A 12,702-nucleotide genomic window follows, 5' to 3' on the forward strand; every position below is an offset into this window, starting at 1 on the left:
GCATCATCGTTCGACTTGCATGTGTTAAGCACGCCGCCAGCGTTCGTCCTGAGCCAGGATCAAACTCTCCGTAAAAAAATACAGACCCAACACCCAAAGGGCATCAGACCGAGTTGATTCTGACTGTTGACTGTCTACTGACAATCTTCAATCCAAAAGGAATTGCATCATGACCTGAACAACCGAAGCTGCCCAGGCACGAGGTCAATCAATAAATTGGCATTGACAATGTGCACGCTGTTGAGTTCTCAAGGACCAGACGCACTCCCCCGCTCGACACCCGAAGATGCTCCGCCAGAGAGGCTGGTGAATCCGCTGCCCGGGGAAGAACCGTGGCGGACAAGATCCCCGGGTAAACCCAGTGACCGTCTCAGCCGTTCCGTTCTCCGCCGCCGTGGCAACGAGTGATTACTTTACGCAGGGACGAACGGCTGCGCCAAGCCAGGCTGCATCCCGGGCGTGTCGCCCGGATCGGCGCCGAACGCGGAACGGCCCGCTCCCCCGAGGGGGAACGGGCCGTGGGGTGACGAGCCGGGTCAGTGGCGCGCGATCACCGGGTTCTTGAGCGTGCCGATGCCCGAGATCGTGACCTCGACGACCTCGCCGTCGCGGATCTGGCCGACCCCGGCGGGGGTACCGGTCAGGATGACGTCACCGGGCAGCAGGGTCCAGATCGACGACACGAACTCGACCAGCGAGGGGATGTCGTGGACCATCTCGTTCGTCGAGCCCGCCTGGCGCAGGTCGCCGTCCACGCGGGTCTCGATGCGGATGTCCGACGGGTCGATCTCGGTCTCGATCACGGGGCCGAGCGGGCAGAAGGTGTCGAACCCCTTCGAACGGGTCCACTGGCCGTCGCGGGCCTGCAGGTCGCGGGCGGTCACGTCGTTGGCGATCGTGTACCCGAGCACGACGCTCGCGAAGTCCTCGCGCCGGACGTTCTTGGCGAGCGATCCGATCACGATGGCGAGTTCGCCCTCGTGGTCGACGCGGCCGATGTCCGCCGGCAGACGGATGGGTTCGTCGGGTCCGATCACCGAGGTGTTCGGCTTGAGGAACACCACCGGGTCGTCGCCGGCGCGCTCGTCCATCTCCGAAGCGTGCTCGAGGTAGTTGAGCCCCACCCCGATGACCTTCGACCGCGGGATGACGGGGGCGAGGAGCTTGGCGTCGGCGAGTGCGACACGCTCCCCCGTGGTCTCGAATCCCTGGTACATCGGATCTCCAGCGAGCACCACCAGGTGCCGCTCGTCGAGGATGCCGTACCGGGGGTCTTCACCCTTGCTGCTGAACCGTGCGATCTTCACCGTTCGACCCTACCCACGCTCGGACGTCGATCAGGACGCGTCGGTCAGCTTCGTCATCCACCCGTGCGGGTCGGGACGACGTCCGTACTGGATGTCGGTGAGCTCGTCGCGCAGGGACATCGTGAGTTCCCCGGCGCCCTCGGTCGGCGAACCGATCGTGAAGCCCTCGCCGCGGAGCTCCGCGATCGGGGTCACGACGGCGGCCGTCCCGCAGGCGAACGCCTCGGTGATGGAGCCGTCGGCCACACCGTCACGCCACTCGTCGAGGGTCACCCGGCGCTTCTCGACCGTGAGCCCGCGGTCCTCTGCCAACTGCAGGATCGAGTCGCGCGTGATGCCCTCGAGGATGGAGTCGGAATCCGGCGTGACGAGCGTGCCGTCGGACTTCACGAGCACGACGTTCATGCCGCCGAGTTCTTCGAGGTACTTGCCCTCGACCGAGTCGAGGAACATGACCTGCTGGCACCCGTGCTCGTAGGCCTCCTGCTGTGGCAGCAGCGACGACGCGTAGTTGCCACCGGTCTTGGCGGCACCGGTCCCGCCCTTGCCGGCACGGGCGTACTGGGTCGACAGCCAGATCGAGACCGGCTTCGGGCCCGAGGTGAAGTACGCCCCGGCCGGGCTCGCGATGCAGTGGTACGCCACCGCCTGCGCCGCACGCACCCCCAGGAACGACTCGGTCGCGATCATGAACGGCCGGAGGTACAGGCTCGTCTCGGGCGCGGACGGCACCCAGTCGACGTCGGTCTGCACGAGCTGCCGGATCGACTCGACGAAGGCCTCGACCGGCAGTTCCGGCAGCGCCAGCCGACGGGCCGACCGCTGGAACCGACGGGCGTTGGCGTCCGGGCGGAAGGACCACACCGACCCGTCCGCGTGCCGGTACGCCTTGAGCCCCTCGAAGATCTCCTGCGCGTAGTGCAGCACGCTGGCGCTCGGGTCGAGCGAGAGCGGGCCGTAGGGGTGGACCGAGGCACCGTGCCAACCGCCGTCGAGCGTCCACTCGACGGTGGCCATGTGGTCCGTGAAGTGCTTGCCGAAGCCCGGGTCGGCGAGGATCTCCTCGCGCTCGGCGGCGGCACGACGGTCAGCGGACGGGGTGGTGGCGAACTCGAGTCCGAAGGCGGTGTCGGTGCTCATGGGGAGGGCTCCTTCTCAGGCGGTGGTGGTGCGTGCCGTGGCCGCGGCGGCGATGGCGTCGCCGATCTCGGCCGTGCGACGCTGCGTGGTGCCCCGGTCTGCCAGGTCCGCCTCGACGGCCCGCGTCACCGCCGTCGCCAGGTCGCTGCGACCGATGTGGTCGAGCAGCAGGGCGACGGAGAGGATGGCGGCCGTGGGATCGGCCTTCTGCTGACCCGCGATGTCCGGCGCGGAGCCGTGGACCGGCTCGAACATGCTGGGGAAGGTGCCGTCCGGGTTGATGTTGCCCGAGGCCGCCAGACCGATGCCGCCGCTGATCGCGCCGGCCAGGTCGGTGATGATGTCGCCGAAGAGGTTGTCGGTGACGATGACGTCGAACCTAGCAGGATCCCGCACCATGTGGATGGTGACCGCATCGACGTGCTGGTAGTCCACCGTGACGTCCGGGAACTCCGCGCCGACGGCCGCGACCGTGCGCTGCCACAGGGCCCCGGCGTGCACCAGGACGTTGCTCTTGTGCACGAGCGTGAGGTGCTTCCGTGCCCGACGGTTCGCCAGGTCGAAGGCGTAGCGGACGACCCGCTCGACACCGAACGCGGTGTTCAGCGAGACCTCGGTCGCGATCTCCTGCGGCGTGCCCGTGCGGATCGCTCCGCCGTTGCCGACGTACGGCCCCTCGGTGCCCTCGCGCACGACGACGAAGTCCACCGCGCCCGGGTCGGCGAGCGGCGTCGCGACGGCGTCGTGGACCTTGGTCGGTCGCAGGTTGACGTAGTGGTCGAACGCGAAGCGCAGCTTCAGCAGGAGCCCACGCTCGATGATCCCGCCGGCGAGCCGGGGGTCGCGGGGGTCCCCGCCGACCGCTCCGAGCAGGATCGCGTCGTGCGACGCGATGGCGGACATGTCTTCCTCGGTGAGGATGTCACCGGTCTCGAGGTAGCGCGTCGCACCGAGCGAGAACGGGGTCTCCTCGATGACGAGGTCGTCCGGGGTCACGGCGTGCAGGACCTTGAGGGCCTCGTCGACCACCTCTGGTCCGATGCCGTCCCCGCGGATCACCGCGAGCTGGAGCGTCCGGACGGCCATCAGAGCGTGATGTCGATCTCGCGGAGCGAGGAGGCGTCGATCGCCCGGCCGACGTGCTCGAGGATCTCGGCGGGCACCGGCGAGTCGACGGTGAGGACGCTGAGCGCCTGGCCGCCGGCGGCTTCGCGCGAGATCTGCATCGCCGCGATGTTGATGCCGGCCTCGCCGAACTCCTTGCCGTAGACCGCGACGATGCCCGGGCGGTCGACGTACTCCATGACGACGTGGTGCCGGTCGAGCGGGACCTCGACGTCGTGCCCGTTGATCTCGACGAGCTTCTCGACCTGCTTGGGGCCGGTGAGCGTGCCGGAGACGCTGATCGCGGGGCCGTCGGACTGGGCGCCGCGGATCGTGAGCACGTTGCGGTACTCGGGGCTGTCGGTCTCGGTGATGAGCCGCACGGTGACACCGCGCTGCTCCGCGATGAGCGGGGCGTTGACGTAGGAGACCTGGTCGCTGACGACGTCGGTGAAGACGCCCTTGAGCGCCGCGAGCTTGAGCACGCTGACGTCGTACTCGGCGAGCTCGCCGTGGACCTCGACGTCGATGCTCGTGACGGGCGACGTGGCGAGGGCCGTGAAGACCTGGCCGAGCTTCTCGACGAGCGGGATGCCGGGGCGGACGTACGGGTCGATGACGCCGCCGGCGACGTTGACCGCGTCCGGCACGAGCTCGCCGCCGAGCGCGAGACGCACCGACTTGGCGACCGAGACGCCGGCCTTCTCCTGCGCTTCGTCCGTCGAGGCACCCAGGTGCGGCGTGACGACGACGTTGGGCAGCGCGACGAGCGGGGAGTCCTTCGGGGGCTCCGACACGAAGACGTCGAGGCCGGCACCCGCGATGGTGTTCGCGGTCAGTGCACGGTGCAGGGCGTCCTCGTCGATCAGGCCGCCGCGGGCGACGTTCACGACGAACGCCGTCGGCTTCATGAGCGCGAACTGGTCGTCCGAGATCATGCCGAGGGTCTCGGGCGTGCGCGGCATGTGGATCGTGACGAAGTCGGCACGCCGCAGCAGGTCGTCGAGGGAGACGAGCTCGACCCCGAGCTGCTGGGCGCGAGCCGTCGTGACGTAGGGGTCGTACGCGATCACCTGGACGCCGAAGGCCTGCAGGCGCTGCGTGATGAGCGCGCCGATGCGGCCGAGACCGATGATGCCGACGGTCTTCTCGTAGAGCTCGACGCCGGTGTACGACGAGCGCTTCCACGCACCGGCGGCCAGCGACGCGTGCGCGGCCGGGATGTGGCGGGCGAGCGACAGGATGTGCCCGACGGTGAGCTCGGCGGCGGAGATGATGTTCGACGTCGGCGCGTTCACCACCATGACACCGGCGGTGGTCGCCGCCTTGATGTCGACGTTGTCCAGGCCGACACCGGCACGGGCGACGACCTTGAGGTTCGGGGCCGCGGCGATCGCCTCGGCATCGACCTTGGTGGCGGAACGCACCAGCACGGCATCCGCGTCGGCGAGGGCCGACAGGAGCGCGGGGCGGTCGGTGCCGTCCACGTTCCGGATCTCGAAGTCGGGCCCGAGGGCGTCGACCGTGGCGGGCGAGAGTTCTTCGGCGATCAGGACGACCGGCTTCGACACAGCTGCTGTTTCCTCACGAGAGACGGTTGGTATCCCACCATGCTATCGACGTGCGCGGCCCGTTACGACCGCGGCGCCTAGAACTGCAGCAGGCTCGGCACGAACAGCTGCAGGTCGAGCCAGAGGGCGCCCGCCGCCGCGAAGGCGAGGACGAACACGGCGAGGGTGACCGCGAGCCGCGCACGACGCGTGATCACCAGGGCGACCACGAAGGCGACCGGGGCGATCAGGATGTCCAGGACCAGCCACACCCAGGGTGTGCTCGCCTGCAGCGACTCGCCACCGGAGGTGGTCGCGAGGAACGCGTTGAACTCGTCCACCCGCTGCGAGATCTGCGTGAGGTTCCCCACCGCCTGCACCGTCATGTAGGCGAAGAGCACGGCGAACACGAGCCAGACCGCGATGCGGCCGACGACCGGACCGCGCGACCGGCGGCCGACCGGCGTCGCGGCGGTCACCCGAAGCTCCGCGTCAGCAGGAACGGCCACGGGAACAGCACCACGGCACCGAGCAGCATCCAGAGCAGTCGTGTCCGGGTCCGGCTGCCGCGGGCGGCCCACAGCACCACCGTGAACCACAGCGCCGGCGCGAGGATGGCGAGGAACCGGAGCACCTCGACGAAGACCGTCAGGACGGTGTCGACACCCGAGACGTACGAGGTCGACGCCGTCAGCAGCCAGGCGACCGTGTAGAGCAGGTAGAGCCCACCGAACACGCCGAACCCGACGAGGGCGCCGGAGGTCTCCGGTGCCTCGGGGTCGCGGTCGCCACGGTCCTTGACGGCGACCGGGTTGTGCGCGGCGTCGACGTGGGTGGCGTCGTCGGCGTCACCCCAGCTGAGCGCCTCGTCGTCGTGGTCGACGGCGTTCGTCACGTCCGGGTCGACCGACCCGTCGGGTGGGGATGCTGCCGTGTTCATGCCTCGATCCTACGAGGGACCGGCGCACGGGGAGACCACGGGTTCCCGGTGGGCGGTGCGCTCAGGCGTCGGCGGGCTGCGTCGCGAGCACCTCGGCGACGACGTCGCGCACGGCGGGGAAGAGCGGGTGGCTCTCCATCAGGCCGGTGAGGATCTCGGTGAGCGCGTGCGCCGTCGCGCCGGAGCGGAGCAGCGCGTGCAGCTCGATCGACTCCGGGTCGTTCTCGTCGTCGAACGCGAGCGCGACGCGGACGGCCCCGAGCAGGTGCTCGACCGGCAACCCGCGTTCGGCGAGCTGCGCGGCGGGACCGACGAAGCGCTCGCGTCGGCCGAGCTTGCGGAGCGGGTTGCGTCCGACGCGCACGGTGGTGTCGGGGAGGTGCGGGTTCGCGATGCGCGACAGGTTCGCCGCGACGTACCGAGCGTGGTCCTCCGGGTCGAAGCCGTGCTTCGCGACGAGCAGCGCGGTGGTCTCGGCGAGCACGCCGTCGACCTCGGCACGGACGGCGTCGTCCTCAAGGGCTTCGCGGATGAGCCGGATGCCCCGGACGTAGCCGTGGTAGGCGGCCGTCGCGTGCGCGGTGTTCACCGTGTAGAGCTTGCGCTCGACGAAGGGCTGCAGGTCGTCGACCCAGGTGACGCCCTCGATCGTCGGGGGTTCGGCGTCGGAGCCGAGGAACGGCGTGCGCTCGATGACCCACTCGTAGAAGGGCTCGAGCACGACGTCGAGGCCGCCGGACTGCCCGAGCACGCCGGACTGGTCGGGGACGATGCGGTCGATGGCGCAGTTCGCGAAGACCGCGGCGATGTCGCGGTCCTCGAGCACCGGCGCACGCCGGATGCTCGCGTGCAGCGAATCGGTGGCGTTGAACGCGTTCTCGCACGCCACGATCGTGACGTCGCCGCGCTCGAGCGGACGTGCCGCGAGTCCCTCGGCGATGAGCGGTGCGACGAGCGGGAGCGTCCGGGCGCCGACGGCGGTCGTCACGACGTCCGCCTCGGCGATCGCCTGGATCACGCGGTCGCGGTCGGTCTTGCTGCTGAGCGCCCGGAAGCCGTAGACGAGGTGCTCGACCGGCATCTCGCCGACCTCGTGCACCACGAAGCGTCCGGCTTCGTTCAACGCGGACACCACACGGTCGTCGACGTCGACGAAGGTGAGCTCGTAGCCGCTCGCCACGAGGAACTGGCCCACGAACCCACGCCCGATCTTGCCGGCGCCGATGTGGACCGCTCGTTTCGTCACCGCCATCCGATGATCATCCCATGCTGGTCGGTCCGCCCCTGACCGCTCGTGCGGACCGCGGACGACGGCTGTCGCACATCGTCCGGGCGCACGCCGAGGGGACGCCGGTCCACGGCGTCGGGGCTGGAGAAGAGCTGCTGCATAACGTTCGGGTCACGTCGCGAGGCGGCGGTGCAAGGGCTGCACCGCCGCCTCGTCATCGAGTGTTCCTCGGAAGACTACCGCGCTGCCGAGCCGTCCACGTAGTCGCCGTCGTTCTGCTTCCACGCGAAGAGCGCGCGGAGCTCGCGGCCGGTCGCCTCGATCGGGTGGCCCTCGCCCTTGGCGCGCAGCGCCTTGAACTCGGGTGCGCCGGCGTCCTGGTCGTCGATGAAGCGCTTCGCGAAGGCACCGTTCTGGATGTCCGCGAGCACCGCCTTCATGTTCTCCTTGACGTCGGGCGAGATCACGCGCGGGCCGGAGACGTAGTCGCCGAACTCGGCGGTGTCGGAGATCGACCAGCGCTGCTTGGTGAGGCCGCCCTCCCAGATCAGGTCGACGATCAGCTTGAGCTCGTGCAGGACCTCGAAGTACGCGATCTGCGGCTGGTAGCCCGCCTCGACCAGGGTCTCGAAGCCGTACTGGATGAGCTGCGAGGTGCCACCGCACAGGACGGCCTGCTCGCCGAACAGGTCGGTCTCGGTCTCCTCGGTGAAGGTCGTCTTGATGCCGCCGGAGCGCAGACCACCGATGGCCTTCGAGTACGACCAGGCGAGGTCCCAGGCGGAACCCGACGCGTCGACCTCGACGGCGACGATGACGGGGACGCCGCGGCCGGCCTCGTACTCGCGACGGACGGTGTGACCCGGGCCCTTCGGGGCGACGAGCGACACGTCGACGCCCTCGGGCGCCTCGATGTAGCCGAAGCGGATGTTGAAGCCGTGGCCGAAGACGAGCGTGGCGCCCGGCTTGAGGTTCGGACGGATGTCGTCGGCGTAGACGATGCGCTGGACCTGGTCCGGCGCGAGGATGACGACGACGTCGGCCCAGGCGGTGACGTCGGCCGGGGTGAGGACCTCGAAGCCGGCCTCTTCGGCCTTCTGGCGGCTCTTCGAGCCCTCCTTGAGGCCGATCTTGACCTCGACACCCGAGTCACGGAGGTTGAGGGCGTGGGCGTGGCCCTGCGAGCCGTACCCGATGACGGCGACCTTCTTGCCCTGGATGAGCGTCAGGTCGGCGTCGGCGTCGTACACGATGTCAGTCACGAGGGTGTGTCTCCTTGGTTCTGGTGGATTGTGGGGGTGGCGGACCGCTGGTCAGCGCACCCGGTCGGTGATGCTCTTCGGTCCGCGACCCATGCCGAGGAGTCCCGCACGGGCGAGCTCCTTGATGCCGTAGGGCTCGAGGACGCGGAGGATCGCCTGGATCTTGCCGGGGTCCCCGGTCACCTCGACGATGAGCGAGTCGTTCGCGACGTCGACGACCTGTGCGCGGAACAGGTTCACTGCCTCGAGCACGGCCGACCGTGTCTGGTTGTCGACGCGGACCTTCACGAGCATGTGCTCGCGCTGGACGGACTGCGAGAAGTCCAGTTCGACGATCTTGATGACGTTGACGAGCTTGTTGAGCTGCTTCGTCACCTGCTCGAGCGGGAGGTCCTCGACGTCGACGACGACGGTGATCCGGCTGAGGCCGTCGACCTCGGTGTTGCCGACGGCGAGCGACTCGATGTTGAACCCGCGGCGGGCGAACAGGCCCGCGACGCGGGTCAGCAGACCGGGCTTGTCCTCGACGAGGAGGGACAGGACGTGGCTCATGCGGTTTCCCCCGTCATGTCGGCGTCCTCATCGTCCCAGGTGGGTGCGAGGGCCTGGGCGTACTCGATGGACGAGTTGCTGACTCCCTGCGGGACCATCGGCCAGACCATCGAGTCACGGCTCACGACGAAGTCGATCACCACGGGGCGGTCGTTCGTCTCGAGTGCGAGCTGGATGGCGGCGTCGACCTCGTCGGCCTTCTCGACGCGGATGCCGAGGGCACCGTACGCGTCCGCCAGCTTCACGAAGTCGGGCACTCGGCGCGAGTCGTGGCCGGTCTCGAGGTCGGTGAACGAGTGACGACCGTCGTAGAACAGCGTCTGCCACTGCCGCACCATGCCGAGCGACGAGTTGTTGATGATCGCGACCTTGATCGGGATGTCGTTGATGACGCAGGTCGCGAGTTCCTGGTTCGTCATCTGGAAGCAGCCGTCGCCGTCGATCGCCCAGACCACGCGGTCCGGCTGGGCGACCTTCGCGCCCATCGCGGCGGGGACGGAGTAGCCCATCGTGCCCGCGCCGCCGGAGTTCAGCCAGGCGTTCGGGCGCTCGTACTTGATGAACTGCGCCGACCACATCTGGTGCTGTCCGACACCCGAGGCGTAGACGGCCTCGGGTCCGGAGAGCTCGCCGATGCGCTTGATGATGGCCTGCGGGGCGAGCAGCCCGTCGGTCGGCTCGGCGTACCCGAGCGGGAAGTCGACCTTGAGCTGGCGGAGCTTCGTCCACCAGTCGGCCGTCGAGGCGCGGTCGTCGACGGCGATGCCGCCCCACGCGTCGAGCAGGTCGACCAGGACCTCACGGGCGTCGCCCACGATCGGGACGTCGGCGAAGCGGATCTTCGAGATCTCGGCCGGGTCGATGTCGACGTGCACGACCTTGGCGTTCGGCGCGAACTCGTCGGCCTTGCCCGTCACGCGGTCGTCGAAGCGGGCACCGAGCGCGATGATCAGGTCGCTGTCCTGCAGACCGAGCACCGCCGGGACGGTGCCGTGCATACCGGGCATGCCGAGGTGCTGCGGGTGCGAGTCCGGGAAGGCGCCGCGTGCCATCAGCGTCGTCACGACGGGCGCACCCGTCGCCTCGGCGAAGCGGAGCAGCTCGGCGGTCGCACGGGAGCGGATCACGCCGCCGCCGACGTAGAGCACCGGACGCTCGGCCTCGGCCAGGAGCTGCGCGGCCGCGGTGATCTGCTTGCCGTGCGCCTTGGTGACCGGTCGGTAGCCGGGCAGGTCGATCTTGGGCGGCCAGACGTAGGGCGCCGACTTCTGCTGGGCGTCCTTCGTGATGTCCACCAGCACGGGGCCGGGCCGACCGGTCGTCGCGATGAGGTGCGCCGCGGCCAGGGTCGCCGGCACGTCGGCCGGGTCCGTGACCAGGAACGAGTGCTTCGTGATCGGCATCGTGATGCCGACGATGTCGGCTTCCTGGAACGCGTCGGTCCCCATAAGCGTCGAGAACACCTGGCCGGTGATCGCGATGAAGGGCACCGAGTCCATGTAGGCGTCGGCGATGGCCGTGACGAGGTTCGTCGCACCGGGGCCGGACGTCGCGATGGCGACACCGACCTTGCCGGACGCCGAGGCGTAGCCCTCGGCGGCGTGGCCGGCGCCCTGCTCGTGGCGGACGAGGATGTGGCGGATCGTCTTCGACGCCATGAGCTCGTCGTAGAACGGGATGATGGCACCGCCCGGCAGGCCGAAGACGTCGGTGATCCCGAGGTGCTCGAGCGTCCGGAGGACGGCTCCCGAGCCGGTCAGGATCTCCGGCGACCGGCGTGCACCGGCGGCCGCGGACAGCGGAGTTGCTTCCGTGGGCATGAGGTGGTCCTTGCCTGGAGAGGTGGCGATGGTGCGTGTGTCGAACGCTAGCCCGTGACCGCGCCCTGGGCGGCGGACTTCACGAGCTTGGCGTACTTCGCGAGGACTCCGCGGGTGTAGCGCGGGGGCAGCGGGGCCCAGCCGTCACGGCGGGCCTCCAGCTCGGTCGGGTCGACCAGTAGGTCGAGCGAGCGAGCCGCGATGTCGACACGGATGCGGTCGCCATCGCGCACGAAGGCAACTGGACCTGCGTCCACTGCCTCGGGTGCGATGTGGCCGATGCACAGGCCGGTTGTGCCGCCTGAGAATCGTCCGTCGGTCAAGAGTAGTACATCCTTGCCGAGGCCCGCGCCCTTGATGGCTGCGGTGATGGCGAGCATCTCGCGCATGCCCGGGCCGCCCTTGGGGCCCTCGTAGCGGATGACGACGACGTCGCCCTTCTGGATCTTCCCCTCGGTGAGGGCGTCCATCGCGGCACGCTCGCGGTCGAACACCCGCGCGGGGCCCTCGAACACCTCGGCGTCGAAGCCCGCGGTCTTCACCACGGCACCCTCGGGGGCGAAGGTCCCCTGCAGGACGGTCAGGCCGCCGGTCTCGTGGATCGGGTTGTCGAGCGTGCGGAAGACCTCGCCGTCGAGCGCCGGCGGGTCGATCTCGGCCAGGTTCTCGGCGACGGTCTTGCCCGTGACGGTGAGGCAGTCACCGTGCAGCAGGCCGGCGTCGAGCAGCGCCTTCATGATCACCGGGATGCCGCCGTTGCGGTCGACGTCGACCATGACGTACTTGCCGAAGGGCTTCATGTCGGCCAGGTGCGGGACCTTCGAACCGATGCGGTTGAAGTCGTCCAGCGACAGCTCGACCTCGGCCTCGTAGGCGATGGCGAGCAGGTGCAGGATGACGTTGGTGGAGCCGCCGAGGGCCATCGCCACGGCGATCGCGTTCTCGAAGGCTTCCTTCGTCAGGATCTGGCGGGCGGTGATCCCGTGCTCGAGCATGTTCACCACGGCCTCGCCGGAGCGGTGCGCGTAGTAGTCACGGCGGCGGTCGGCGCTCGGCGGGGCGGCGGAGCCCGGCAGCGACATGCCGAGGGCCTCGGCCACGCTCGCCATGGTGTTGGCCGTGTACATGCCACCGCAGGCGCCCTCGCCCGGGACGATGGCGCACTCGATCTTCTTCAGCTCTTCCTCGGACATGGTGCCGGCCTTGCAGGCACCGACGCCCTCGAAGGAGTCGATGATCGTGACTTCCTTCATCGTGCCGTCGGCCTGCTTCACGTAGCCCGGCATGACCGAACCCGCGTACAGGAACACGCTCGCCAGGTCGAGGCGCGCGGCGGCCATGAGCATGCCCGGCAGGGACTTGTCGCAGCCGGCGAGCAGGACGGTGCCGTCCAGGCGCTCGGCGTTGACGACGGTCTCGACGCTGTCGGCGATGACCTCGCGCGAGACGAGCGAGAAGTGCATGCCCTCGTGGCCCATCGAGATGCCGTCCGAGACCGAGATGGTGCCGAACTGCAGCGGGTAGCCGCCTCCGGAGTGGACGCCTTCCTTCGCGCCCTGTGCGAGGCGGTCGAGCGAGAGGTTGCAGGGCGTGATCTCGTTCCACGAGGACGCGATGCCGATCTGCGGCTTGCTCCAGTCCTCGTCTCCCATACCGACGGCCCGCAGCATGCCACGCGAGGTGGTTGCTTCGATCCCGTCGGTGACGACCCGGCTGCGCGGCTTGACGTCGATATCAGGCATGGAGCGAGTCTAGGACGCTTTGGGATACCAGTTGGACAACAACATGCGTTCGCATGT

The 12,702-nt window shown here is 69.1% G+C and carries 11 protein-coding genes and 1 rRNA gene; all 12 read right to left on the reverse strand.

All coding sequences use genetic code 11. The features are described 5' to 3' along the window. A 16S ribosomal RNA gene (locus ACIPV1_RS05165) occupies positions 1-75 on the reverse strand; the annotation flags it as partial. A 461-nt stretch (positions 76-536) separates the two neighbouring features. Continuing rightward, the gene (locus ACIPV1_RS05170; protein ID WP_111085932.1) at positions 537-1,307 is read right to left on the reverse strand and encodes a fumarylacetoacetate hydrolase family protein; all 771 of its coding nucleotides are present in this window, start codon (positions 1,305-1,307) and stop codon (positions 537-539) included. Positions 1,308-1,337: 30 nt separating this feature from the next. Continuing rightward, on the reverse strand, positions 1,338-2,447 hold the full coding sequence (locus tag ACIPV1_RS05175) for a branched-chain amino acid aminotransferase (RefSeq protein WP_123339009.1): 1,110 nt from the start codon (positions 2,445-2,447) through the stop codon (positions 1,338-1,340). A gap of 15 nt (positions 2,448-2,462) precedes the next feature. Further along, on the reverse strand, positions 2,463-3,533 hold the full coding sequence (locus tag ACIPV1_RS05180) for a 3-isopropylmalate dehydrogenase (protein ID WP_133938879.1): 1,071 nt from the start codon (positions 3,531-3,533) through the stop codon (positions 2,463-2,465). Beyond that, on the reverse strand, positions 3,533-5,122 hold the full coding sequence (gene serA / locus ACIPV1_RS05185) for a phosphoglycerate dehydrogenase (RefSeq protein WP_123938753.1): 1,590 nt from the start codon (positions 5,120-5,122) through the stop codon (positions 3,533-3,535). The genes ACIPV1_RS05180 and serA overlap by 1 nt, the downstream gene beginning before the upstream one ends. A 77-nt stretch (positions 5,123-5,199) precedes the next feature. After that, positions 5,200-5,580, reverse strand: a complete 381-nt coding sequence (locus ACIPV1_RS05190) for a hypothetical protein (RefSeq protein ID WP_123292271.1) — start codon at positions 5,578-5,580, stop codon at positions 5,200-5,202. Continuing rightward, positions 5,577-6,041 (reverse strand): hypothetical protein, encoded by a 465-nt coding sequence (locus ACIPV1_RS05195; protein WP_111085937.1) that lies wholly within the window; start codon positions 6,039-6,041, stop codon positions 5,577-5,579. Before ACIPV1_RS05195 ends, ACIPV1_RS05190 begins: the two co-directional genes overlap by 4 nt. A 61-nt stretch (positions 6,042-6,102) precedes the next feature. Further along, a complete protein-coding gene (locus tag ACIPV1_RS05200) occupies positions 6,103-7,293 on the reverse strand; it encodes a mannitol-1-phosphate 5-dehydrogenase (RefSeq protein ID WP_123292269.1) in 1,191 nt (396 codons plus the stop codon). Between the two features lie 212 nt (positions 7,294-7,505). Continuing rightward, positions 7,506-8,531, reverse strand: a complete 1,026-nt coding sequence (gene ilvC / locus ACIPV1_RS05205; RefSeq protein WP_111085939.1) for a ketol-acid reductoisomerase — start codon at positions 8,529-8,531, stop codon at positions 7,506-7,508. 51 nt (positions 8,532-8,582) lie between these two features. Further along, positions 8,583-9,083 (reverse strand): acetolactate synthase small subunit, encoded by a 501-nt coding sequence (gene ilvN, locus ACIPV1_RS05210; RefSeq protein ID WP_022907763.1) that lies wholly within the window; start codon positions 9,081-9,083, stop codon positions 8,583-8,585. After that, entirely contained in the window at positions 9,080-10,903 is a 1,824-nt protein-coding gene (locus ACIPV1_RS05215; protein ID WP_123292268.1) for an acetolactate synthase large subunit, read from the reverse strand. The genes ilvN and ACIPV1_RS05215 overlap by 4 nt, the downstream gene beginning before the upstream one ends. Positions 10,904-10,950: 47 nt before the next feature. Further along, entirely contained in the window at positions 10,951-12,645 is a 1,695-nt protein-coding gene (gene ilvD / locus ACIPV1_RS05220; protein WP_123292267.1) for a dihydroxy-acid dehydratase, read from the reverse strand. Positions 12,646-12,702 lie beyond the last annotated feature (57 nt).

It is taken from the genome of Curtobacterium sp. NPDC089991 (assembly GCF_044748425.1).
GTDB lineage: Bacteria > Actinomycetota > Actinomycetes > Actinomycetales > Microbacteriaceae > Curtobacterium.